Source organism: Streptomyces sp. NPDC054786 (genome assembly GCF_053611685.1).
The window spans coordinates 30,304-54,706 of sequence record NZ_JBSHAW010000010.1; the positions used below are offsets into that span (position 1 = coordinate 30,304).

At 72.2% G+C, this 24,403-nt stretch carries 19 protein-coding genes; 11 read left to right on the forward strand and 8 right to left on the reverse strand.

The features are described from left to right. Positions 1 to 45 precede the first annotated feature (45 nt). From ACWGI6_RS10710 to ACWGI6_RS10720, 3 genes are all read right to left on the reverse strand, one after another. The gene (locus ACWGI6_RS10710) at positions 46 to 2,160 is read right to left on the reverse strand and encodes a protein kinase domain-containing protein (RefSeq protein WP_453267153.1); all 2,115 of its coding nucleotides are present in this window, start codon (positions 2,158 to 2,160) and stop codon (positions 46 to 48) included. Positions 2,161 to 2,188: 28 nt separating this feature from the next. After that, the gene (locus ACWGI6_RS10715) at positions 2,189 to 3,034 is read right to left on the reverse strand and encodes an oxygenase MpaB family protein (RefSeq protein WP_453267287.1); all 846 of its coding nucleotides are present in this window, start codon (positions 3,032 to 3,034) and stop codon (positions 2,189 to 2,191) included. Between the two features lie 327 nt (positions 3,035 to 3,361). Next, positions 3,362 to 5,689, reverse strand: coding sequence for a bifunctional glycosyltransferase/CDP-glycerol:glycerophosphate glycerophosphotransferase (locus tag ACWGI6_RS10720; protein WP_453267154.1), 2,328 nt, complete (start codon positions 5,687 to 5,689; stop codon positions 3,362 to 3,364). A 231-nt stretch (positions 5,690 to 5,920) separates the two neighbouring features. Between ACWGI6_RS10720 and ACWGI6_RS10725 the strand changes: the two genes are divergently transcribed. Beyond that, entirely contained in the window at positions 5,921 to 6,382 is a 462-nt protein-coding gene (locus ACWGI6_RS10725) for an NUDIX hydrolase (RefSeq protein WP_453267155.1), read from the forward strand. Positions 6,383 to 6,624: 242 nt separating this feature from the next. Here ACWGI6_RS10725 and ACWGI6_RS10730 read toward each other — a convergent pair whose 3' ends face one another. The 5 genes from ACWGI6_RS10730 to ACWGI6_RS10750 form a co-directional block, all read right to left on the reverse strand. Next, the gene (locus ACWGI6_RS10730) at positions 6,625 to 7,845 is read right to left on the reverse strand and encodes an acyl-CoA dehydrogenase family protein (protein ID WP_453267156.1); all 1,221 of its coding nucleotides are present in this window, start codon (positions 7,843 to 7,845) and stop codon (positions 6,625 to 6,627) included. Between the two features lie 293 nt (positions 7,846 to 8,138). Next, positions 8,139 to 8,933, reverse strand: coding sequence for an SDR family NAD(P)-dependent oxidoreductase (locus ACWGI6_RS10735; protein WP_453267157.1), 795 nt, complete (start codon positions 8,931 to 8,933; stop codon positions 8,139 to 8,141). A gap of 121 nt (positions 8,934 to 9,054) precedes the next feature. After that, positions 9,055 to 9,474: an SH3 domain-containing protein gene (locus ACWGI6_RS10740; RefSeq protein ID WP_453267158.1), complete on the reverse strand. Its 420-nt coding sequence runs from the start codon at positions 9,472 to 9,474 to the stop codon at positions 9,055 to 9,057. A gap of 174 nt (positions 9,475 to 9,648) precedes the next feature. Further along, positions 9,649 to 10,413, reverse strand: a complete 765-nt coding sequence (locus ACWGI6_RS10745; RefSeq protein ID WP_453267159.1) for a VOC family protein — start codon at positions 10,411 to 10,413, stop codon at positions 9,649 to 9,651. 331 nt (positions 10,414 to 10,744) lie between these two features. After that, positions 10,745 to 11,902: an FAD-dependent oxidoreductase gene (locus tag ACWGI6_RS10750; protein WP_453267160.1), complete on the reverse strand. Its 1,158-nt coding sequence runs from the start codon at positions 11,900 to 11,902 to the stop codon at positions 10,745 to 10,747. A 325-nt stretch (positions 11,903 to 12,227) separates the two neighbouring features. Between ACWGI6_RS10750 and ACWGI6_RS10755 the strand changes: the two genes are divergently transcribed. From ACWGI6_RS10755 to ACWGI6_RS10800, 10 genes are all read left to right on the forward strand, one after another. Further along, positions 12,228 to 13,238 carry a FecCD family ABC transporter permease gene (locus ACWGI6_RS10755; protein WP_453267161.1) on the forward strand — a complete coding sequence of 337 codons (1,011 nt, stop codon included), beginning with the start codon at positions 12,228 to 12,230 and terminating at the stop codon, positions 13,236 to 13,238. Continuing rightward, positions 13,235 to 14,317 (forward strand): FecCD family ABC transporter permease, encoded by a 1,083-nt coding sequence (locus ACWGI6_RS10760; protein WP_453267162.1) that lies wholly within the window; start codon positions 13,235 to 13,237, stop codon positions 14,315 to 14,317. The genes ACWGI6_RS10755 and ACWGI6_RS10760 overlap by 4 nt, the downstream gene beginning before the upstream one ends. Then, the gene (locus ACWGI6_RS10765; RefSeq protein ID WP_453267163.1) at positions 14,314 to 15,123 is read left to right on the forward strand and encodes an ABC transporter ATP-binding protein; all 810 of its coding nucleotides are present in this window, start codon (positions 14,314 to 14,316) and stop codon (positions 15,121 to 15,123) included. The genes ACWGI6_RS10760 and ACWGI6_RS10765 overlap by 4 nt, the downstream gene beginning before the upstream one ends. A 60-nt stretch (positions 15,124 to 15,183) precedes the next feature. Then, positions 15,184 to 16,197, forward strand: coding sequence for an ABC transporter substrate-binding protein (locus ACWGI6_RS10770; RefSeq protein ID WP_453267164.1), 1,014 nt, complete (start codon positions 15,184 to 15,186; stop codon positions 16,195 to 16,197). A 92-nt stretch (positions 16,198 to 16,289) separates the two neighbouring features. After that, positions 16,290 to 17,480, forward strand: coding sequence for an ATP-grasp domain-containing protein (locus ACWGI6_RS10775; RefSeq protein WP_453267165.1), 1,191 nt, complete (start codon positions 16,290 to 16,292; stop codon positions 17,478 to 17,480). Beyond that, positions 17,477 to 19,285: an IucA/IucC family protein gene (locus tag ACWGI6_RS10780; RefSeq protein WP_453267166.1), complete on the forward strand. Its 1,809-nt coding sequence runs from the start codon at positions 17,477 to 17,479 to the stop codon at positions 19,283 to 19,285. The genes ACWGI6_RS10775 and ACWGI6_RS10780 overlap by 4 nt, the downstream gene beginning before the upstream one ends. A gap of 5 nt (positions 19,286 to 19,290) precedes the next feature. Continuing rightward, a complete protein-coding gene (locus ACWGI6_RS10785) occupies positions 19,291 to 20,571 on the forward strand; it encodes an MFS transporter (RefSeq protein ID WP_453267288.1) in 1,281 nt (426 codons plus the stop codon). After that, on the forward strand, positions 20,559 to 22,340 hold the full coding sequence (locus ACWGI6_RS10790) for an IucA/IucC family protein (protein WP_453267167.1): 1,782 nt from the start codon (positions 20,559 to 20,561) through the stop codon (positions 22,338 to 22,340). Before ACWGI6_RS10785 ends, ACWGI6_RS10790 begins: the two co-directional genes overlap by 13 nt. Next, complete coding sequence (locus ACWGI6_RS10795; protein WP_453267168.1) at positions 22,337 to 23,584, forward strand: type III PLP-dependent enzyme; 1,248 nt, start codon at positions 22,337 to 22,339, stop codon at positions 23,582 to 23,584. Before ACWGI6_RS10790 ends, ACWGI6_RS10795 begins: the two co-directional genes overlap by 4 nt. A gap of 1 nt (position 23,585) precedes the next feature. Next, entirely contained in the window at positions 23,586 to 24,356 is a 771-nt protein-coding gene (locus tag ACWGI6_RS10800) for an HpcH/HpaI aldolase family protein (RefSeq protein ID WP_453267169.1), read from the forward strand. The last annotated feature ends 47 nt before the right edge of the window (positions 24,357 to 24,403 follow it).

Below are 24,403 nucleotides of genomic sequence, written 5' to 3' on the forward strand. Positions count from 1 at the left end.
CGCCGCGGGCCGCCCCGGCGCATCCGGTGAACCGCGATCCGCCCCCTACCGCCGGCGTTCGGCGCGCTCCTGGCGCAATTCCGCGCCCCGGCGGTGGAGGGCGGCCGCCTCGTCCGCACGGTCCAGTTGCTCCAGGCACTGGGCCAAGTCGGCGTAGCTGGCGAGCGCGTCGAGATGGGCGGCGCCCAGGACCCGTTCGCGGGCGTCCGCGACCTCGCGGTAGAGGTCCAGCGCCTCGTCCCAGCGGCCGAGCCAGCCGAGTGCCACGGCGGTCTCCCGGCGGCTGACCAGGGTGTCGGGGTGGTCGGGACCGAGCGCCCGGGCGCGGGCCGCGGCGACTTCACGGGCCTCCACGAGCGCCTCCTGCCAGCGGTTCTGCCGTCCGAGGTTGACGCCCAGGCCGTGCCGGGCGCGCAGCGTCTCCGGATCGTCCGCGCCCTGGGCACGGGTGCAGGCCGCGGTCAGGTCCCGGTAGAGCTCCAGCGCTTCGGCGTTCCGGCCGAGCCGCCCGAGACCGATGCCGACCTCGTAGCGGGCGGCGAGGGTGTCGGGGTGGTCGGGGCCGAGCGAGGCGGTGCGCGCCACCGCGACGTCCCGGTAGATGTGCAGCGCCTCCCTCCACCCGCCCAACTTGCCCATCACATGCGCGAGTTCGCAACAGGTGGCCAGAGTGTCGGCGTGGTGTGCGCCGAGCACTCGGGCGCGGGCGTCGGCCACCTCCCGGGCCATGGCGCGGCAGTCCTCCAGCCGTCCCAGCCGACCGAGGTTCAGCGCGACATGGTGGCGGCAGCTCAGCGAGTCGGGGTGGTCGGGGCCCAGGGCACGTTCACGGCCCGCCAGCACCTCGGCGTAGATCTGATGCGCCTCGAAGCTCCGGCCGAGACGGCTCAGGGCATGGCCGGCCTCCAGACGGCTGGTGAGGGTGTCGGGGTGGTCGGGGCCGAGGAGTCGCTCGCGTTCCGCGGCGAGCGCACGGTGCGCCTCGCCCGCCTCCTCCCAGCGGCCCAGCCGGCCGAGGTTCAGCGCGGCGGTGTGCCGGCCGGTCAGCGCGGCGAGGGTGGCGCGGCGGTCGTCCGGCGGAGCCGGGCTGGCGATGCCCGCGGCTGGGGACACGTCGCCACGCTGTGGCTCTCTCCCGCCGGTCCAGGTGTCGGTCAGGACCGTGGCGGCCCGGTCCGACGGGTACCCGTGCGGCCACCGGGCGGGGCGGGCCGGGGAGCCGGCGGTCATGCCGCGGGTCCAGGAGGGCAGCCTCCGGGCGGGCACCGTCAGATCGTCCGGGCGGGCAGCGGCGCCCGGCCCGGGGTGCGGATGGCGGCCGTCGACGAGGCGTTTGCCCAGCTCGTCGGCGTCCCTGGGGCGGTCGTCGGGGTCCTTGGCGAGCAGTTCGAGGATGATGCGCTCGTAGGCCTCGGGAAGGTCGGGACGGAGCGTACGGGGCGGCTTCGGCTCCAGATCGCGATGCCCGACGAGCACCGCCCAGGCATCGCCCAGGTCGAACGGCGGCACACCGGTGGCGATCTCGTACAGCACACAGCCGAAGGAGTAGAGATCGCTGCGGTGGTCGACGCCGTGGGCGCCGATCTGTTCGGGCGACATGTAGTGCGGACTGCCCATGGCGATGCCGGTGCCCGTGAGGCGGGCGGTGAAGCCGATGTCGTGGCCGAGCCTGGCGATACCGAAGTCGCAGATCTTGACCGTGCCGTCGGCGGTCCGGACGATGTTCGCCGGCTTCAGATCGCGGTGCACGATGGCTTGTTCGTGGGTGTAGGCGAGCGCGGCGGTGACCTGCTCGGCGATCTCGACGAGGTCCGGAATCGGCAGCGGCTGGCGGCGGTTGTCGTCCAGCAGCTGGCTGAGGTTACGGCCGCTGAGCAGCTCCATGACGATGAAGAGGGTGCCGTCGTCCTCACCGAAGTCGTGGACGACGGTGATGCCGCGGTGCTGGAGCGCGGCGGCGACGCGGGCCTCGCGGCGGAACCGTTCGCGCAGCACCTGCAGGAACGATGGTTCGTGCCGCGGCCCCATGGGCTTGAGGCATTTGACCGCGACCTGCCGGCCCAGCGACTCGTCGCGGGCCCGCCACACCTCCCCCATGCCGCCCCGCCCGATGGTGTCGAGCAGCCGGTACCGCTGTTGGATCAGTCTGTTTTCCACCACCGTGTATCGCCGCCCCCGTCCCCCGTGGTCAGCCGCGCAGTTCCCCCTGCGTGTCCTGCCCGTCCAGTATGGCGGCGGAACCGCGGAGCTTGTAGGGCGCTGGGCGGGTATCGGGGCCGAGTCGTGCGACGGCGTGCGGGATGTGCCGGGGCGGGAGCTGCCAGCGGACCGTGGGGGGAATGGCGCGAAGGAGGCGGCCGGTGGCGCGGAGCCGACGGGTGACGGTTGCGGACGGGGGCGCGGGGCGCCCGTACAGCTCATGGGCATACGCCGGGAGTGCGCCGTAGGCGAGCCGTGCCACCCGCTGCCAGAGCAGGGCGCGGGCCGGCACCAGAGGCGCCGGGACCGGTGGCCTGCGCAGAAAATCGTCCACCTCACGGGCCTCGGGGGTCAGCGCCAACTCGGGCCGTACGCGGGCGAAGTAGGCGGCGAGCGCGGCCCGGCTGCCGGGCACGCCGGCCGGGTCGAGGCCGACGAGCCGGGCGCTCTCGCGCTGCTCGCGGAGGTAGGCGTCGGCGTGGGCGTCGCTGACCGGGTAACCGGAGCGGCGCAGGACGTGCAGGTAGGAGTCCACCTCGGCGCAGTGCACCCACAGCAGCAGATCCGGATCGTCGACGCCGTAGCGCTCGCCGGTGGCCGGGTCGGCGGCGGACAGCCTGCGGTGGATGCGGCGGACCCTGGTACCGGCCTGTTCGGCGGCGTCGGTGGTGCCGTAGGTGAGGGTGCCGACGAATCGGGCGGTCCGCATCAGCCGGCCCCAGGCGTCCCTCCGGAAGTCCGAGTTCTCGACGACACCGCGCACCGCACGGGGGTGCAGCGCCTGGAGGTACAGCGCACGGACACCCGCGACCCACATCATCGGATCGCTGTGCATCTGCCAGGTCACGGAGCGGGGCCCGAAGAGCCCCGGGTCGCCTGCCACTGACCACACCTCCCGCTGCCGGATGCGACGCCTGACCGTAGCCGTCCCCGGAACACCTCGATGACCTGCACTGACGCCGGGTGCCTCAGGGTCCGGCGGGCTGCGGCCCGCCCTCTCCTCGACGTGCTCCCATTCTCGACCCGGCAAGGGCTCATCTGCATCATGCGCGCGGCACCCTGCCGTACGAAAGACCCGGTCCGGCCGTCGGCCGGTGGGCAGGGCGCGCTGACCGCCGTGGCGCTGCGCCGGCCCGGGAGCCCGGACCGGCGCGGCACTCGGTCAGCTGGTCAACTCGACCTCGGGCCGGCCGGGAGAGTTGTCCGCCGCGTGCGTGAGGACGGTGCCGTCGGCCATGAGGGCGGCTTCGTGCGGAGCGGGCGCGACGGTGCGCCCGGACTGCGGAAGCGGGGCGGGGCTCAGGTCCTCGGTGCCGAGGAATACCCGGCGGACCACCCGCTCGGCGGCGCGGCCGTCGTCCCACGTGCAAAAACGCGCGCGGAACGCGGCACGCAGCTCGGTGGCTTCGGCGCCCTTCCAGCGTCCGCTGACGAACGCCTCGATCAGCTCGTCCTCATGGGTGGCGGTGATGCCGGGGGTCTCTCCCGGCTTTCCCGAGAGCAGATCGAAGGTGACGCCCCGGGAGCGGACGTAAGTCTCCCAGTCAACGGCGTAGTTGATGATCGGCCGGTCGAGGTTGGCGTAGTCGAACATGATCGACGAGTAGTCGGTGACCAGCGCATCCGCGGCCAGGCACAGCTCCTCCACCGAAGGGTGCCGGGAGACATCGATCAGCGCACCCTGCTCCTGGAGCTTCTGCAGGTGCGGGTCCTGGTCGTAGAAGTAGTGCGTGCGGACCAGCAGGACGAAGTCCGGGCCCAGTTCCCTGGTGAGCCTCTCCAGGTCCAGCTGCGGCACATAGCCGACTTGGTAGTCGCGCACCGTCGGGGCGTAAAGGACCGCTGTGCTGCCGGGCGCGATCCCCAGCCGCGCACGGATGTCGAGCACCTCCTGGGCACCTGCCCGGAAGAAGACGTCATTGCGCGGGTAGCCGGCGTCGATCGACTCGAAGCTGCAGGGGTAGACCCGCTCCCACTGCTCGGTGGTGTGCTGGTTGGACGAGACCGACAGGTCCCAGCGGTCGGCGCGTTCGAGCAGCTTGCTCATGCTCATTCCCTTGGCGGCGGCCGGGTACTTCTGCTGGTCGATCCCCATGCGCTTGAGCGGGGTGCCGTGGTGGGTCTGGAGATGGACCTGGCCCTTGCGCTTGACCACATTGTCGGCGAAGTTGACGTTGTTGACGAAGTACTTCGCGCGCGCCATCACCTCCCAGTACCGCTGGGTATTGACGACGACGTGGTCCATGCCGTCCGGCACGGTGTCCACGAGGTCCTCGCGCACGACCCACACACCGTGCAGGTGCGGAACCAGTTCCTTGGCCTTCTCGTAGATCGCGAGCGGATTGCAGGCCGGGGTGCGGTTCCAATACGCGCTGAAGACCGCGAGGTCGGGGTCGAGGGGGCGGCTCAGCTGCATCCGGTAGAAGGCCGACGAGGCACGCTTGCTCATGGCGCGTTGGGCCTTGCGCCAGCGCTGCTCACCGCTCTTCCGGGTACGGCTCATCAGATTCAGGGCCTGGAAAGCGCGGTAGGAGCCGCGTTCCAGTGCCTGGAACTGAAGGGCGTCGACCTCCTCGGGCGGGGTGAATCCGGCGGGCTTGTGCCGCCGGTACATCGCTGCGGCGCGACGGAAGAACTCCGGCCGGTCCTCGACGAGGACCCGGCTCTCCCGCGCGCCGGTGAAGAGGAAGTGGCTGACCATTCGCTCGAAGAAGAGCGGCCGCAGGTGGTCCAGGTCCGGGCGGCTGTCGAGAAACTCGAAGAGCCGCTGGTACTGCTCGAATATGGTGAAGTGCTTGCGGCCCGGCGTCTTCATGGAATTGCCGTGGCGGCGCTGGCGGTATTCGACGCAGGCATGCTCCAGGCACACCGCACGCTCGGCGGTGAGCATGGTGGTGTAGACCATGAGGGCGTCCTCGTAGAGCCCGTCGGTGTAGCGGAAACCGTTGTCCACGAAGAAGTCGCGCCGGAACGCCCGGTTCCACACCACCGCGAACATCTGCAGGAACTCGGTGCGCTCAGCGGGCTTGAACACCTCCGCCCCGGCCTCCGAGAGGAGTTCGCGAGCGGCACTCGGCTTGACCGCGTGCCACCAATACGTACGCACATGGTCGAAGAGCAGGAGGTCCGGGTCCTCGGATGCGCCCAGGCGGTCGGCCATGGCCTGCAGCGCGCCCGAAGTGAGGGTGTCGTCGCTGTCGAGGAACAACAGATAGTCCCCGCCGGCGCGTTCCACTCCCGTGTTGCGGGCCGCGCCGATGCCACGGTTCTCCTCATGGCGCACGGTGATCACCCGCGGGTCGCGGGCAGCGTACTCCGCCAGGATGTCACCACTCCGATCCGGCGAGTGGTCATCGACCGCGATGACCTCGAAGTCGGTGAAGTCCTGCCCCAGCAACGAGTTCAGGCACGCGCGAAGAAAGCCCTGCACGTTGTACACGGGAACGATGATGCTGAAGCGCGGGGCGGATCTGAGGCCCGTCTCGGGCATGGCGGGGTTGCTCCTAGGAGGTGTCGGCCTCAAGACGAGGGCCTGAATTTTTTGCGACCATGGGTGGGACCACCGGTAGCGCGGAAAGGTTGCGCCCGGCCTGCGTTGATTCCCTGTTGTGCCCATCACACTCCGGGGCATCGGTGGGACGGTCGCGTAGGACCTGTCGCGAAGTGGATCCTGGCCGGGCCGGAGTTTCCCGGCCGTTGGCCTTGAAGTGGGGAGGGAACCTTGACTGCTCGTGCGCAGACCCGGGTATCGGCTTACGCGATCGCCATCGAGGACGAGCGGCTCCTGCTGACTCGCCTGTCGGAGGCTTCGCCGATCTTCACTCCAGGGCTGTGGCACTTGCCCGGCGGGGGGATCGACTACGGCGAGCAACCCATGGAGGGACTCGCGCGTGAGCTTCGCGAGGAGACGGGACTTGAGCTCCTTGATGCCCGGCTGCTCGACGTGCGGTCGTATGCCGTTCCACGGCACGAGGTGAATTGGCACCTCGTGGCGCTGTTCTACGCCATTGATCTGAAGGCAGGGGCGCCGGCGGTAACGGAGGCCGACGGCTCGACCGACGCGACGCGGTGGATACCCCTGTCCGAGCTGCGGGACTCCGCGCTCTCACCGGCCGCTGCTGATGCACTTCGCCTTCTGGACGGTCCGCCACCCGGCTCGGAGTGCCACCCCATCACAGGCTGAAACTCAGGCGCCGGGGGCCAAAGGGCCGGTCACAGCCACTCGTCGAGGACCGCGACCAGCACGGTCGCCGTCTCCAGGCGGGCTCACCGGCCATTCGTCAGATCACCGCGCCTCACGGGCGTGAGCATCCATGACACCGGCCGCAGCGGGTTCAAGCGCAGGTACTCGCGGTTCGTGCGGCCGTGGATCCTGGCCCGCGGCTGGGGTGACCGTGCGCCGAGAAAAAGCCTCGTCGCAGCGGTTCAGCGCCGTACGCGGGGCATTCCGAGGCCGATCCACGAGATGATCTCGCGCTGGATCTCGTTATTGCCGCCGCCGAAGGTGAAGATGACGGCGGAGCGGTAGCCGCGTTCCAGTTCGCCGTGCAGCACCGCACCGGCCGAGCCCTCTTTGAGGGGGCCGGCGGACCCGACGATCTCCATCAGCCAGGCGTAGGCGTCCCGGCGGGCCTCGGAGCCGTAGACCTTGACCGCGGAGGCGTCCTGCGGGGTGAGGGTGCCCTGCTGGAGCGCGTCGACCATCTGCCAGTTCAGCAGCTTCATGGCGTCGAGTCGGGTGTGGGTGCGGGCCAGCCGTCCGCGCACCCAGCCCAGGTCGATGACCCGGCGGCCGTCGGTGAGCTTGGTGTCGGCGGCCCAGCGCTGGACGTTGTGCAGCGCGCGGATGGCCATGGTGCCGTGGGCGGCGAGGGTGACCCGTTCGTGGTTGAGCTGGTTGGTGATGATCCGCCAGCCCTTGTTCTCCTGGCCGACGCGGCGGGAGGCCGGGACGGTGATGTTCTCGTAGTAGCTGGCGGTGGTGTCGTGCGAGGCGAGGGTGTTGATCAGGGTGCAGGAGTAGCCGGGGTCGCTGGTGGGGACGAGAAGCATGGTGATGCCCTTGTGGGGCGGGGCTTCCGGGTCGGTGCGCACGGCGAGCCATACCCAGTCCGCGGTGTCGCCGTTGGTCGTCCAGATCTTCTGCCCGTTGACGACGTAGTGCCCGCTCTCCTCGTCGCCCTCGCGTACGGCGCGGGTCTTGAGGGCGGCCAGGTCGGTGCCGGCGTCCGGTTCGCTGTAGCCGATGGCGAAGTCGATCTCGCCGGAGAGGATCCGGGGCAGGAAGTAGGCCTTCTGCTCGTCGGTGCCGAACTGCATGATCGTCGGGCCGACGGTGTTCAGCGCCATCAGCGGCAGCGGCACGCCCGCCTGGGCCGCCTCGTCGAAGAAGATGAACTGTTCCGTCGGGGACAGGCCGCGCCCGCCGAACTCCTTGGGCCAGCCGACACCGAGCCAGCCGTCGGCGCCCAACCTGCGTACGGTCTCACGGTAGAAGCGCTTCTGGGCGGCGGGACCGGTGAGGGGGGCGTCTCCGGCGGCCTCGGAGCCGTGGCCGGCCGGGGCGTGGCCCGGCACCAGCTCGGCGAAGTATGTGCGCAGCTCGGCGCGCAACTGCTGCTGCTCGGGGGTGTATTCGAGGTGCACGGCCCCTCCAGTTCGTCCGGTCCGGTCGTCCGGGCCGAGGGGCGCAGGATGCTGACGGCCCGTCGGTTGCCGGATCGAGGGGCACAGTAGAACTTGTTCCAGTAATACGGAAGGGCGGCGAGCGGGAGGTACGTCCGGTCCGGTCGGGCCGACCGGGAGAGGCGACGGGCGGACCGGCCGGGGAAGGGCGGCGGGCGGACCGGCGGGGAAAGGCGGCGGGCAGACCGGCGGGGAAAGGCGGCGGGCAGACCGGCGGGGAAAGGGCAGCGGGCGGGTCACCCGTCCGCCGTCGGTCAGGGCACGATCGAGTCGACGTACCCGCCGTCGACGCGGACGGCCGCACCGGTCGTCGCCGAGGCGAACGGGGAGCTGAGATAGACCACCATGGCGGCAATCTCCTCCGGCTCGATCATTCGCTGGATCAGCGACTGCGGCCGGTACTCCCGCATGAACGCGCGCTGCGCCTCGTCCCACGACAGATCCCGGCCGACGATGTCGCGGACGAAGTCCTCGACCCCGCCCGTATGGGTCGGGCCGGCGATCACCGAGTTCACACACACCCCGCTCCCCGCCGCCTCCTTCGCAAAGCCCCGGGACACCGCGAGCAGCGCGGTCTTCGACATTCCGTAATGAATCATCTCCGCCGGAATCACCAGGGCGGAGTCGCTGGCGATGTTCTGGATGCGGCCCCAGCCGCGTTCGGTCATTCCGGGCAGATAGCGGCGGATCATCCGGACGGCCGTGAGCACATTGATCTCGAAATACCGCCGCCACTCGGCGTCATCGATCTCCAGAGCGGGCCTGGGGCCGAAGATGCCCAGGTTGTTGATGAGGATGTCCGCCTGCGGGACGGCCTCGACGACCTGGCCGAAGCCGCTGTCGGTGCCGAGGTCGCCGGGCGCCGCGAGAAATGCCGCGCCCGGTTCCTGGGCACGCATCCGCTCCAGCGCCTCATCCACGGATCCTGCGCTGCGGCCGTTCACGGCGACCCGGGCGCCGGCGCGGGCCAGCCCCATGGCGATGGCCGCCCCGATGCCCTGGGTGGAGCCGGTCACCATCGCGGTCCGGCCGGTGAGATCGATCTGCACGGTTCTTCTCCGTTCTCGGTTTCCCGTCCCTGAACCCCGCGCGCCCGGCCCTGCCCCTCGCACACACGTAGGCCCGGCCCGGCACATCCGCGGCACCGGACCGGGCCTTACCCGGGCTCCATCAGCCCACGGCGTGCTTCGCCGGGGTGTTCGCCTGCACCCGGGTGTGCTGCACGTCCTTGCAGTACTTCACGTAGCCGCTGTTGGTCACGTACTTCGCCGAGACCCACGCCGGCCGCTCGTTGCGCGTCAGGTACCAGACGGAGTTGCCGCGGACACTCTGGGTGCGCACCTTGCACACCAGGCCGACCTGTGAGCGGTGACGGAGGTAGCCCCGCACGGAGGAGTCCGTGCTGGGGTACTGACGCTGGCTCAGACCCGCCTTGGCAGTGACCACGCCGAAGGGCTTGGTGGGTGCGGGCGCCGCCTGGGCCGGGGCCGCGGAGAGCAGCGTCGCGCCGAGGGCGACGGCCGCGGTCAGTGCGCCCGCGCCGGCTGCGAGCTGTTTACCTCGGGCCACGAGGAGGTCGGTCGTGGACATAGGGGTCTCCTGTTCTCGACGCGCAATGCCACCCATTGGCGCGAAGTGGACATTACGCGCAATCACCCCGCGGAATGTGGTGAAACGACGAACAGGCCGCCGATCGTGTGACAGCACAAGTGCGCCCGGGTCACGGGCAGTCGCCGCCCCGCCGGCACACGGAGCCGCCGAGGGTCAGCCCTCGGTACCGGCCCGATGGATCCCGAAGTGTCCCCCCTGCGGATCCCGGATCACCGCGACCCTCGGTCCCGCGGGCACATCCGTCGGGGGCACCAGGAGCATGCCCCCCGACTCGGCGGCCCGGGCGGCCGTCCCATCGACGTCGGCGACCGCGAAGTACGGCAGCCAGTGCGCCCTGACGTCGTCCGGATAGAACTCGTCCAGCGCGCTCATACCGCCGAAGTCGGCGCCGTCGATACCCCATTGCGGATAGTCCTCGTGCGTACCCACGGTCCAGCCGAAGATCCGCGTGTAGAAGGCCTTGGCGGCCTCCGCGTCCCGGGTGGCGAGCTCGACCCAGCCGAGCGAGCCCGGTGCGTTGAACACCGCGGCGCCGGCGAAGGAACGGCCCTGCCACAGCGAGAAAACCGCGCCTTCCGGGTCGGCCACGACGGCGAAGCGGCCCAGGTCGAAGACGTCCATCGGCCCCATCAGCTGCCGCCCGCCCGCCTCGGCGACCGCCGCGGCCTGTGCGTCGGCGTCCCGCGTCGCGAACGACACGGTCCAGGCAGTGGGCTGCCCGGGGGTGTAGAGGGGGGTCAGCGCGGCGACCGGGGCGCCCCCGAGGTAGAGCATGGTGTAGCCGCCCGCCTCCTCCCGCGCGTCGGTCTCGGCGCGCCAGCCGAAGACCTGGCGGTAGTACACCTTGGCGGCGTCCACGTCCGACGTACCCAGCTCCACCCAGCAGGGCGCGCCGGGTGTGGGCTCAGTGATCTTCACGGTGTGTTCCGTCCCTCCGCGCCGAGCCGTGGCCGGGCGGTGCCGCGCTCGCGTCCGCACCCTGCCGGTCGGTATCCGTACGCTGCCGATCGTCCGATGGGTACGACAGGGCCGCAACCGGAGGGCGGACGGCGGGCCGGCTCGGCCGCCCGGGAGCGCGGTGTCGGCCGGTGCCCGGCGGGGCCGGGTCTTCTCGGGTGCGCGGCGTCCGGGCGTCGGCCGGGCCATGACAGGCGATCATCTCTCGTGACCGGGCAACGCGGGGAGCGGGGTCGGCTCGGGGCGCGAGCGGCCGGGGTGGCCGGATCCTGTGGTGACGGCACCGGCCCCGCTACGGCCGCAGGCCACCGGAGCCGGCGCGCAGATGGCGCAGCGAGCCGCGCGGGGCGTCGGGGGCGAGGGCCTCGGCCAGGACGCGGGCGGCGGCCGCGGCGGCCTCGGCGGCGCGGGGCAGCATGGCCGTTTCGTAGGCGCGTACCGCCTCGTCCGGGTCACCGTGTCCGGCGAGGGCCTGGGCGAGTTCAGCGCCGTCGAGCATGGCGAGGCCGGCGCCCGTGCCGGCGAACGGGGACATCAGATGCGCGGCGTCGCCGAGCAGGGTCAGGCCCGGGGTGTGGGTCCAGGTGTGCGGCACCGGCAGGGCGAACAGCGGCCGGTTGACGAACCCGCCGTCGTTGTCCCGCAGCAGCGCCAGCAGCCGCTCGTCCCAGCCCGCGAACCGGTCGAGCAGCGCGGCGCGGACGGCCTCGGTGTCCGCCCTGTGCACCCCCGTCTCCAGCGCCCAGTCCTCGGAGCCGCGGAAGGCGGCATAGAGGCGGATGCGGCCGCGGCTGTCGCGGTGGGCGATCAGCGCCTGGTCGGCGGACTCGGCCCTCATGCTGCCGCCGCCGACCAGGCGGGCGACATCCGGGTGACGGGTGTCGGCGTCCTCGAATCGGGACTCGACGAGGGTGACACCGGTGTAGTGGGGGGTGGCGTCGGAGAGCATCGGCCGGACCCGGGACCAGGCGCCGTCGGCGCCGATGACCAGGTCGAAGGTCTCGGTGTGACCGTCGTCGAACTCGGCCTTGTGGCAGCCGTCGCCGAGCGGATGCAGGGTGCGCAGATAGCTGCCCCAGCGCACGCTGTCCGGGGTGAGGGAGTCCAGCAGCAGCCGGCGCAGCTCGCCCCGGTCGATCTCGGGGCGGCCGGTCTCGCCGGGGGCGGGGGTGTACTGGAAGAGCACCGTCGCGGTGTGGTCGAGCAGCCGCATCTCCTGCCCCTCGGGACGGGCGATTGCGGCGAACTCCTCGTGCAGACCGGCGGCCCGCAGTGCTGCCTGACCTTCCGTCATCTGCAGTGCCAGGGCACCGGCTTGCGGGCGGGCGTCCGCGGACGCTTCGTGGTCGAAGACGGTGACCGGTACGCCGTGGCGCTGCAGGACGCGGGCACAGGTCAGCCCGCCGGGGCCGGCGCCGATGATCGCGATACGGGGAGTGGTGGGGGCCATGGCGCTCCTCAGCTGGGCAAGACGGCAGCCTCGCCCCCCAGAGAAGCACATCGACGAAACAGTGCCATCGACCCGCTTTCCGGGCGATTCACTCACGCGCCGCCGGATCGACGGCAGGGGCACAGGCGGTAGTTCAGTGGAGTGAGCAGGCATGAAGACGGGTAGATCACCCCAGGTCGGGGCCCCGCGACGGCTCTTCGGTGGATCTCCGCCCGACAAAAGGGACAGTTGATCGTTTAACGCAGGCGCGTTTGCAAGTTTAGGTATGCCTAACCTAATGTAACGACGCGTGCCGACGATCAAACCAACTGCCACCGCACCCCCTGTGCCCGATGCGCGCCCCGCCGCGAACGCCCTGCGGCGCGTCCCGCTGTTCGTGGCCGGACTCTGTGCCCTGGCGGTCTGTGCCGCCCTGAGCCTCGCCCTCGGCGCCCGGTCCGTACCGCTGTCCACCGTGTGGGACGCGCTGTCCGGCACCGTCCACGGGCGGGATGCCCTTGTGGTGACGGGACTTCGGCTGCCACGGACCGTGGTGGCCCTCGCGGTCGGCGCGGCCCTCGGTGTCGCCGGCGCGGTCGTCCAGGGCGTCACCCGCAACCCGCTCGCGTCCCCGACGACGCTCGGCATCAACGCGGGCGCGGGCTTCGCGGTGGTCACCGCGATCTATGCACTGCATCTGACCCGCCCCGCCCAGTACGTCTGGTTCGCGTTCGCGGGAGCCGCGGCCGCCGCACTGTTCGCCCAGGCGCTGGCCCGGCGCGCGGGTGATCTCGACCCCGCGCGCCTCGCGCTGGGCGGCACCGTCCTCCAACTCGTCCTGCTCTCCTGGACGTCGACGGTCATGCTGGCCAGCAAGCGGTCGCTGGACGAGGCCCGGTTCTGGATGGCCGGTTCGCTGGCCGAACGCCCGCTGTCGGTGCTCTACCCGGTGCTGCCGACCCTGGCGCTCGGTCTGGTCCTCGCGCTGGCCCTCGCCCCCGCCCTCAACGCGCTGGCGCTGGGCGACGATGCGGCGCAGGCGCTGGGCGTACGGGTGGCCCGGATCCGTGTGGCCGGCGGTCTGGCCGTCATACTGCTCGCCGCGTCGGCGGTGGCCGTGACCGGTCCGCTCGCCTTCATCGGGCTGGCCGCCCCGCACCTGGTCCGCCAGCTGCTGCGCACCTCCGACCACCGGATCCTGGTGCCCGGCTGCCTGATAGCCGGCCCCCTGCTGCTGCTCACCGCCGACATCCTCGGACGGATCGTCATCCGGCCGTCCGAGCTGCAGGTCGGCATCATCAGCGCGTTCCTCGGCGCGCCGCTGCTGGCGCTGCTGGCCCGGAAGGTGGCCCGATGACCGACGGCATACGGAGCACGAAGGCGCTCGGCTCGCCGCCCTCCGCCCCGCCCCGGGCCCCGGCCCCCGGACGCAAGCCCGCGGTCCGCCGGATCCCGCTGCTCGCCCTCGCCGGCGTCGTGGTGCTCGCCGCACTCGTGACGGTGTCCGTGGCCAACGGCGATATGCCGCTGCCGCCCGCCGATGCGGTCAAGGGCCTGTTCGGTATCGGCGATTCGGCCACGGTGCTGGTGGTCCAGCAGTTCCGGGCCCCGCGGATGGTCGCGGCGATCGTCGCGGGGACGGGTCTGGCGGTGGCCGGTGCCCTGCTGCAGCGGCTGTTCCGCAATCCGCTCGCCTCCCCCGATGTGATGGGCGTGACCGGCGGTGCCTCGTTCGGCGCGGTGGCGATGCTGGCTGCCGGGGCCTCGCAGGCGCTGATGCCGCTGGCCGCGCTGGGTGGCGGGCTGCTCGCCGCGGCGCTGCTGGGGGTGTTCGGCTGGCGCTCCGGGGTCAGTGTGACCCGCCTGGTGCTGGTCGGTCTCGCCGTGCAGGCGGGCCTGTCCGCGGCGGTGACGTTCATGGTCGTCCGCTTCCCCACCGAACTCGCGGGGTCGGCCCTGCAGTGGACGACGGGCTCGGTGTACGGGCGGACCTGGACCGAAGTGTGGTCCGCCGGCGGGGCGATGGCCGTGGGGCTGCTCGGCGCCTTCGCGCTGCACCGCCGGCTCGCCGTCCTCGACCTGGGCGACGACTCGGCCGGCGCGCTCGGGCTGCGCACCCACGCCGCCCGTCTGCAGGTCCTGGTCGTCGCCATCGTGCTCGCCTCGCTGGCCGCCGCGCTCACCGGCCCGGTCGCCTTCGTCGCGCTCGCCGTTCCGCACGTGGTGCGGTTCCTCGCCGGGCCGCCGACCGCCGGGACGCTGGCGCTGTCCGGCCTCGCCGGTGCCGTACTGCTGCTCGCCTCCGATCTCGTGGCGCAGTACCTGCTGCCGGTCGGCGGGCTGCCGGTCGGAATGGTCACCGCCACTCTGGGCGCGCCGTGGCTGCTGGTGTTGATGATCCGTCAGAGCAGTTCCGTCAACAGGAGTGTCCGATGACCGCCAACCAGCTCTCCACCCAGGGACTCGATCTGCGCTACGGCGACCGGCTGATCGTCGGCGGCCTCGACCTGGTGCTGCCCGGCGGCGCCGTCACCGCCGTCGTGGGCCCCAACGCCTGTGGCAAGTCGACCCTGTTGCGCGGTCTGACCCGGCTGCTGGCGCCGGCCGCCGGCACCGTCGCGCTGGACGGCGCCGATATCCACCGGATGCCCGCGCGGGCGCTGGCCCTGCGGATGGGGCTGCTCCCCCAACAGCCGGTCACCCCCGAGGCGATCACGGTCGAGGCGCTGGTACGCCTGGGCCGCTACCCGCACCAGCGGCTGCTGAGCCCCTGGTCGACGGCGGATCAGCAGGCGGTGGAGGAGGCGCTGCGGCGCACCGGCACCGTGGAGCTGCGCGACCAGCCCGTCGACCGGCTCTCCGGCGGCCAGCGGCAGCGCGCCTGGATCGCGCTCGCGCTGGCGCAGGACACCGAGCTGCTGCTGCTCGACGAGCCGACCACGTTCCTGGATCTGCGGCACCAGCTCGATGTCCTCGATCTGGTCGCCGCGCTGCACTCCGAGGCGGGCCGCACCGTGGTGATGGTGCTGCACGACCTCGGGCAGGCGGCCCGTTACGCGGATCACCTCGTGGTCCTCAAGGACGGGCAGCTGGCGGCGGCCGGCGCACCGGCGGACGTACTCGACGCGGAGCTGGTCAAGTCCGTGTTCGACGTGGACTGCCGGGTCATCCCCGACCCCGAGACCGGCACCCCGCTGGTCGTCCCCAAGGGCAGCGCGAAACGGCACACCACCGCCGTCTGACCCCACCGCTCCCCCCACGACCTCTCCCTTTTCCGCTCCCCGTAAGGAAGTTGAACCCTCATGCTCACCAGATCCACTCTTCACGGCGCCGGCCGGCTGCCGGCCGCACTGCTCGCCGTCGTCCTGGGCGCCGGCGCCCTCACCGCGTGCGGCGGCGGCTCGTCCTCGGCCGGCGATGACGCGGCGAAGGGCGGCGCCGGCTTCCCGCGCACCGTCAAGAGCGCCATGGGCGGCGAGGTGAAGATCCCCGCCAAGCCCAAGCGCGTGGTCGTCCTGGACACCGGTGAGCTCGACGATGTCACCACGCTCGGCGTCAAGCCCGTCGGCGCGGTCTCCCCGCACATGAAGACCGAGGGCGGCTTCCCCACCTACCTCAAGGACGAGATCGGGGGCGTCAAGGACGTCGGTCCGCTGCTGGAGCCGAACCTCGAAAAGATCATCTCCCTGAAGCCCGACCTGATCCTGTCCTCCAAGGTCCGGCACGAGAAGATCTACGACAAGCTCAAGCAGATCGCGCCGACCGTCTTCACCGAGACCACCGGCGGTCCCTGGAAGGCCAATCTGAAGGTCCACGCCAAGGCGCTGGGTCTGGAGAAGCAGGCCGACCGGAAGCTGAAGGAGTACGAGACCCGCGCCAAGGCGCTGGGCGAGGCCATCAAGAAGAAGTACCACGGCAAGATGCCCTCGGCGTCCGTGGTCCGCTTCGTGGCCGGCCCGACCCGCCTGTACCAGAAGTCCTCCTACAGCGGCGTGGTGCTGAACGACATCGGCCTGGCCCGGCCGAAGTCGCAGAGCTCGACCGACCCGGTCAAGACGATGCTCGACGTCAGCCCGGAGCAGATCGACAAGGCCGACGCCGACCTGGTGTTCGTGACCGTCGCCGACTCGCCGGACAAGACCCAGCAGAAGGACGTCACGTCCAACCCCGTCTGGAAGGACCTGCCGGCCGTCAAGAACCACAAGGTCTTCGACGTGCCCGACGAGACCTGGATGTCCGGCATCGGCATCCAGGCCGCCGAGCACATGCTCGCCGACGTGGCGAAGGCCATCGGCGTGCCGCTGCCGAAGAGCTGACGCGCCCGAAACGGGGGTGGGCCGCCGTCCCCACGGCCCGCCCCCGTCCCCGATGTCCCCCGCACCACCCTTGATCCTGAAGGACCCCGCCCATGCGGATGTATCTGCTCGCTCTCAACCCCACCGACTCGGTCACCGAGGGATTCCTCCCCGCCGCCGCCCGCCTCGGTCTCGACGTCACGGTGCTGACGGACCAGCCCGAAGCACACCGGCGCACCTGCGACCGGGCCGAGGTCCTGGAGTGCGACGTCCATGACTTCCGCGCCGTCATCCATCGCATAGCCGGCCATCACCCGGCCGCCGCGGTCTTCACCAACAGCGACCATCTGCAGACCCAGGCGGCCCTGGCCGCCGAGTACTTCGGGCTGCCCGGCAAGGACTGGCGGGCCGCGCTGCGCGCCAAGAACAAGGCCGAGATGCGCCGCCATCTCGCCGCTTCCGGCACCGACACCGTGCGGTCCGCGGAGCTCGCCCCCGGCCAGGACCCGTCCGCGCTCACCGCCGCGGAGCTGCCCTACCCCTGTGTCGTCAAGCCCCGCGAGGGCGTGGCCAGCGAGGATGTGATGCTGGCCGCCGGCCCCGTGGAACTGGTGGCGCGCGCCGCGGAGATCCAGGCGCGGCGCCCGCAGGCGGCGCTGGTCGCCGAGGAGTTCCTGGCCGGCGAGCTGTACACCCTGGAGACCCTCGGTGACGGCCGGCTGCGCCATGTCCTGGGCGGTTTCCACACCACCCTCTCCGCACCGCCGGCCTTCATCGAGGAGCGGCACGACTTCGTCGCCGCCCACCCGGAGCCGGTCGTCGCGCAGGTGCTCGCCCAACTCGACGCGCTGGGCGTCGGATTCGGCGCCTGCCACACCGAGTTCGTGGTGCACGAGGGCCGGGCACGGCTCATCGAGGTGAACTACCGCGTCATCGGCGACCAGTGCGATCTGCTGCTCGCCCAGGTGCTGGGCATCGAGCTGTTCGAGCACGTCCTGCGGACCCATCTCGGCGAGCCGCTGCCCGCCGATCTCGGTGCCCGGCAGGACGGCGCGGGCCGGGTGGAGTACGCCCTCGCCGACCGGGCCGGCACGCTCACCGCCGCGCCCGGCGCCACCGACCGCGACGCGGACGGCGTACGGCTGGCCTACCGGCCGCTGCGCACGGTCGGCGCCGAGCACCCGCTGTACCGCACCAACCGCGACTACCTCGGCGTCCTGCGGTCCACCGGCACCGACCGCAGCGTGCTGGACCGGGTCGCGGAAGACTTCTTCGCCGCGGAGCGCTGGGAGATCTCGTCATGACCGTCTCCCTCGACACCGGCACCGACGCGGCCAAGGAGGACACGGCCGGCGCGGCCGAGGAGTCCGAGCTGCTGCTGCGGGTGCTGAGCGCGCTGCTGCGCGAGGACGTGGTCGGGCTGCGCACCCGCGGCACGCTGCTGGAGCGGCCGGACGGCCCCTGGCTGCGGCTGCCCGCGGACCCGGCCGCCGGTGCCCTGCTGCTGCCGCTGGGCGCGGACGGGTACCAGAGCACCTATGCGGCCCGGCTGCCGCTGCTCGTCCGCGAATCCGACGGCGCCCGGCTCACCTCGGTCGACGAGATCCTCACCGCTCTGCGCACCCTCGCCGATCCGGCCGACCACCCCGGCTTCGACGCCTTCGCCGAGGAGTGCCGGCAGACCCTGGCGACGATGCGGCTGCACACCCGCACCCGGGACGAGGTCGACCATATCCTGACGGAACGTCATGGCGCCTCGTCCGAGGGCTGGCGGGGAGTGGACGGCGGTCTGGCGTACGACACGCTCGCCGCGCGCATCGACCACCCCGTCTACCCGACCTCGCGGGGCCGATCCGGTCTGGACGAGGGCCAACTGCGGTCCTACGCACCGGAGTTCCGTCCGGACTTCGCGCTGCGCTGGCTGGCCGTACCCCGCGCCGCGATGACCGTCGCGGGCGGCGCCGCGGCGCTGCCAGACTGCTGGCCGACGCCGGCGGAGCTGGATCTTCCGCACCTCGACGACAGCCATCTCGCGCTCCCCGTCCACCCGTTGACCCTCGGCGACGCGCTGCACGAGGCGCTGCGCGAGACCGGTCTGGATCGCGAGGCGGTGCTGTCCGACCGTGCGCTGCTCGGCGCGGTGCCGACCCTGTCGATGCGGACCGTGGCGGTGAACGGCGATCCCCGGCTGCATCTGAAGCTGCCGCTGGCCACCGCGACGCTGGGGCTGCGCAACCGGCGCACCATCAAGCCCCGCACGCTCATCGACGGTGCCGAGGGCCAGCGGCTGCTGGACAAGGTGATCGCCCGCGAGCCGCGGTTCGCCGAGTCGATCCTGCAGGCCGACGAGACGGTCTACGCACACGCCGACCACGAGCTGCTCGCCGTGCTGTGCCGGCGCTACCCGGCCGGGCTGGAAGGCAGTGCCGTGGTGCCGATGGCCGCGCTGCTGGCCCCGGCGCCCGGCGGTCGGCTGGTGATCGACGAGCTCGCCGACCGCTTCTACGGCGGTGACCCGCCGGCCCTGCTGGACGCCTGTCTGGCCCTGCTCTTCGACTGGCAGACCACCCTGTTCGGCTACGGCTTCGGCCTGGAGTCGCACCAGCAGAACATCTCGCTGGTGCTGGACGAGGGGGCGCACGGCACCCGGCTGCGGCTGCTGTTCAAGGACAACGACGCGCCGCGCATCAACGCCGTACGGCTGCGGGAGACCCTGGGCGAGGACGCCCCCGACCCCGCGGACTTCGCCGATCCGCGGATCTTCGCGGACCACGACCGGCCGGTGCTGGACCTGTTCACCACCATCACCCTCCATCTGTGCGCGGGCTCCTACGCCTTCGGGCTGGCCCGGCACGGACGGGCCCCGCTCGACCGGCTGCTGGGCCTGGTCCGCGACCGGCTCGCCGAGGCCGTCGCACGGCTGGGCACCGCACCGGGCGGGCCGGGCGCCGCGCTGCGCGCACACCTCCTGGACGCCCCGGAGCTGCCGGTCAAGGCGATGGTCAGCGCCGGCACCCTGCTGTCCAAGGAGCGGTCCGGCGCCGCCGACATCAACAAGCACTACACCACCGGCCCCAACTATCTGCTGCCGACGGGGACTTCCCGATGAGCCCGATGAAAACCGCCACCTCCCCACGCGTCGAACCGGCCGCCGTCGAGACCAAGACAACTCCCGGCCTCGCCCGCCGTCAGGTGTTCGCCGTGGCCGGGTGCTACTTCGTGGCCTCGTTCGCCGCGCTGGGCCTGCCGCCGTACCTCACCGAAATCCTGCCCGAGCTGGGCGACGGCGCCGCCCGCTGGGCCGGTCTGCTCTACATCGTGCCCACCATCTTCGGCGCCCTCGGTGCGCCGCTGTGGGGACGGCTCGCCGACCGGTTCGGCCGCAAACGGCTGCTGCTGCGGGCGCAGTTGGGACTCGCCGCGGCCTTCCTGCTGGCGGGCTGGGCCGACTCGATCGGCACCTTCGCCGCCGCCCTGGTGATCCAGGGCGTACTGGGCGGCACCTTCGCCGCGTCGAACGGCTATCTGGGGGCGGCGCTGGAGGGCCATGCGCTGTCCAGGGCGCTGACGCTGATGCAGGGCAGTGCCCGCGCGGCGCTGGTGTGCGCGCCGATCGTGGTCGGCTCGCTGACGCCGTGGCTGTCGCCGCACCGCCAGTACGCGCTGCTGGCCGTGCTGCCGCTGGCCGCCGCGGCGATGCTGGCGGCGCTGCCGGAGCCCCCGCGGTCCCGGCCCGCACCACCGCAGGCCACCACCGCGGAGACCGAGGCGGACGGCACCCCGGTGGTCGAGGCCGCCGCCGAGCCCTCCGGGCGTGCCCCGGCCGCTTCCCTGCGGGCCCTGTACGCCATCGAGTTCGCCTTCGTCTTCTCCACCGTCATCTCCTTCCCGTACCTGATCTCCCTCATCAAGGAGCGCATACCGGGCACCGGCCCGATGGTGTCCGGTGTCCTGTTCGCCCTGCCGCACATGTGCTACCTGGTCGCGGCGATCCCGGTGCACTCGCTCTTCCGCAGCCGCCCCCGGACCGGCATCGCGCTCGGCTTCGGCTGTATCGCACTGGGCCTGGCCGGGCACGGCATCGCCGACTCGCTCACCTCGTTCGTCGCGGTGCGTCTGGTGCTCGGTGCCGGCCTCACCCTGGGCCTGGTCTGTATGTCGGTGCTGGCCGCCGACTGTGCCAAGGGCCGCGCCCCCGGTGGGCTGTTCGGCTCGATCGAATTCTTCTCCAAGGCCGGCGCGGTCGCCGCCGGTGTGGCCGCCGCGGCCGGAAACGACTGGTTCGGCCCCACCGCGCCCGTCCTGACCGGCACCGCGATAGCGCTGGTCACCGTGTTGGCGACCGCCCTCCCCCGTACTCTCCGCACCCGCAGGAGCCTTCGATGCCCTCGCTGACCAATTCGCCCACCACCGCCCCGGCCTGCGCCGCCCCCGCCGGGCTGCCCACCGCGGACCAGGCCGTGGCGCACACCCTGCTCAACTGCCTGCTGCGGGAGGTGTCCGGACCCGAGCACCAGACCGCCGTCGACCACGGCCGGCTGCTGCTGCGGCTGCCGCGGCGCGGGGTGCTGCTGCGGGTCGCGCTGCGCCGTACCTCGCTGCTCGGCGCGCACCGGTTCACCGGCCCGGTGTCCGAACAGACCGCCGACGGCTGGGCCGAGGTCGGCTGGCGCCGGCTGGCCGAGTATGTGCACGCCGAGCTGTCGCTGCGGACCGGGGTGCACAACGAGGAGTTCCTGGCGCAGATCGCCTCCAGCCATCGGGCCGTCTCCGCGGCGCTGGCGGCCCGTACGGAGCAGGACACCGCCGCCGGCCAGGCCGCGGCGGACGACTGGCAGTCCGCCTATGTCACCTCCGAGCAGGCGCTGATCCTCGGCCACCGCTTCCACCCGACCCCCAAGGCCCGCACCGGTGACCCCGCCGCCTGGCAGTCGTACGCCCCCGAGGCCGGGGCCGTCTTCCCGCTGCTGCTGCTCGCCGTACGCGAGGAGCTGATCGCCGAGGAGGTGTCCGCCGACGGTGCCACCGACCCCCTGGACGCGCTGCACACCGACGTCCCGGACGGCTACCGGCTGCTGCCCGTCCACCCCTGGCAGTACGAGCTGCTGCGCGACCACGCGGGCCTGCAGGAGGCGCTGGACCGCGACGACATCCGCGTCCTGGGCACCAGCGAGACGCCGTTCGCCGCCACCGCGTCGGTGCGCACGCTCTACGACGGCGACGCCTTCCTGAAGTTCAGCCTGAACGTCCGGATCACCAACTGCCTGCGGAAGAACGCCAGTTACGAGCTGTCCGGCGCGGTGGCCCTCACCCGCCTGCTCGCCCCGGCGCTCTCCGACCTCGCCACCCGCTTCCCCGGCAGCGCGGTGCTCCGTGAACCCGCCTACCGCAGCCTCGCGCTGCCCGGCGCCGACGGCCGCCCGGACACCGAACTGCTCGAAGGGTTCGGGGTCATCGTCCGTGAGGGCCTGTCCCAGCAGCTGCTGCCGGGCACCACCCCGCTGCTGGCGGCCGCGGTCGCCGATGAGTACCCCACCAGCCCGGCACACATCTCCCGCCTCCTGGACGGTGCCGGCCCGCAGGCCGCGCTGGAGTGGTGGGCCGCCTACCTCAATCTGCTCCTGCCGCCGGTGCTCGCCGCCTACTTCGACCACGGCCTGGTGCTGGAGCCGCATCTGCAGAACGTGCTGGTCTGTGTCGACGGCGACGGCATGCCCGCACAGGTCCTCTTCCGTGACCTGGAGGGCACCAAGCTCGTCCCCGAGCACCACACCGAACTGCTGGCCTCGCTGCCGGGACAGATCGCGGCGCCGATGACCTACGACGCCCAGCGCGGCTGGGACCGCGTCGTGTACTGCCTGCTGGTCAACCACGTCGCCGAGATGCTCGCCGCGCTCGCCGATCTGCACCCGGACACCGAGACGGACCTGTGGGCGCAGGTCCGCCGCACCCTGCAGACCCACGCGGACCGCTACGGCTGCCCGCCGCGGCTGGCCGCCCTGCTGGCCGGCGTCCCGCTGCCCGCCAAGGCCAATCTGCTCACCCGCTGGGAGCGCAAGGCCGACCGCGAGGCCGGCTATGTCCTGCTGCCCTCGCCGCTGGCCGAGGCCGTCCTGTCGGGCGCCGTGCGTACCGATGACACCACCCGCTGGAGCGCACGATGACCACTCCCGCCCCCGCCCTCACCCCGCAGGTCCGGGACCGAGCGCTGACCCTCTCCCCCGCGGAACTGCCCGCCTACCTCTACGACCTGACGGCGCTGCGCACACATCTGGCGGAGGTTCGGGCCGCCCTGCCCGAGCGCGTGGAGCTGTACTACGCGGCCAAGGCCAACCCGGAGCCGGAGATCCTGGAGGCGCTGCGCCCGTACGTGGACGGCTACGAGGTCTCCTCGGGCGGCGAGCTGGCGCATGTCGGCAAGGCCGTGCCGGGCGCCCCGCTCGCTTTCGGCGGACCGGGCAAGACACCCGCCGAGGTCGCGCAGGCGCTGGAGACCGGTGTGGAGCGCTTCCATGTGGAGAGCGTGTACGAGCTCCACATGCTCGCGAGCCTGGCCGCCCGCCTCGCCCCGGAGCGCCGTATCGCGGTGCTGGCCCGCTTCAACCTGCCGGTCGACGACGGCTCCCTGGACGGCAGTTCGCTCGCCATGGGCGGCCGCCCCACCCCCTTCGGCCTGGACCCCGCGCAGGCCGGTGAGGTCGTCGCCCTGCTCACCGACGGCACCTACCCGCAGCTCGAACTGCGCGGCATCCACGCCCACTTGGCCAGCGGCCTGGAGGCGCCCGAGCAACTCGCCGTGTCGGAGTCCATCGTGACGTGGGCCGCCGAGCTGGCCGCGCACCACCGCATCCCCCTCTCCGAGGTGACCATCGGAGGCGGGATGGCCGTCGACTACGCCGCCCCGGAGCGCCGTTTCGACTGGACCGCGTTCGGTGCGGGCCTGGCGCGGCTCGCCGCCGCCCACCCCGGCTTCACCCTGCGCATCGAGCCCGGCCGGGCGCTCACCGCGTACTGCGGCTGGTACGCCACCGAGGTGCTGGATGTGAAGCACAGCCACGGTGAGGAGTTCGCCGTCGTCCGCGGCGGCACCCACCATCTGCGCACCCCCGCGACCAAGGGCCATGACCAGCCCTGCACGGTCCTGCCGTCCGACGCGCCCTGGCCGCACCCCTGGCCGCGGTCGGCGGCGCGGGGCGGCCAGGTCACCGTCACCGGGCAGCTGTGCACCCCCAAGGACGTCCTCGCCCGCAACGTCCCGGCGCCGGGGCTGCGGCCCGGCGACCGGGTGGTGTTCGGGGTCGCCGGGGCGTACGCCTGGAACATCTCGCACCACGACTTCCTGATGCACCCGCGCCCCGAGTTCCACTTCCTCGGCGCCGCGGAGCCCGGCACGACCGAGGAGGCCTGAGATGCTCCGCCCCAACGCGGTCCGGCAGCGGCTCGCCGCGGGCGAGGAGGTGCACGGCCTGTTCGGCACCCTGCCCGAGCCCGCGATGGTCGAGATGATCGGCTGCGCCGGCTATGACTTCGTCATTCTGGACACCGAGCACACCCTCGTCGACCCGCAGCAACTGGAGAACCTCATCAGGGCCGCCGAGACGACCGGGCTCACCCCCTTCGTCCGGGTCCCCGAGGCCGACCCCGGCGCCGTGCTGCGCGCCCTGGACGCCGGGGCGATGGGCATCGTCGTCCCGCACGTCCGGCGGCGCGCGGACATCGACGCCACGATCCGCGCCGCCCGTTACGCGCCCGAGGGCATGCGCTCCCTCAACGGCGGCCGGGGCCCCGGCTTCGGCCGTATCGACCCGGCCGAATACATCCGCCGGGCCAACGAGGAGATCATGGTCGTGGCGCTCATCGAGGACGCCGAGGGGGTCGACGCGATCGACGAGATCCTCTCCCCCGGCGGCGTCGACCTCGTCCTGCCGGGTCCCGGCGATCTCTCCCAGTCCTACGGAGTGCCCTGGCAGGTCCGGCACCCCCGCGTCCGGGAAGCGGTCGAGGCCGTCCGCGGCGCCTGCGCCCGTCACATGGTTCCGTTCTGCGCCATGTCCACCACGCCGGAGCGCCGCGCCGAGTGGCACGCCGACGGCGTGCGGGCCTTCGTCCTGGGCGAGGACCGCGATCTGACGGCGCGGGCGCTGCGCGGGCATCTGGAGCGGACCGCCGGGCGGGGGTGACGGCAACTCCATCGGCGGTATCCACTCGCGCTTCGGAGGGGTAACTG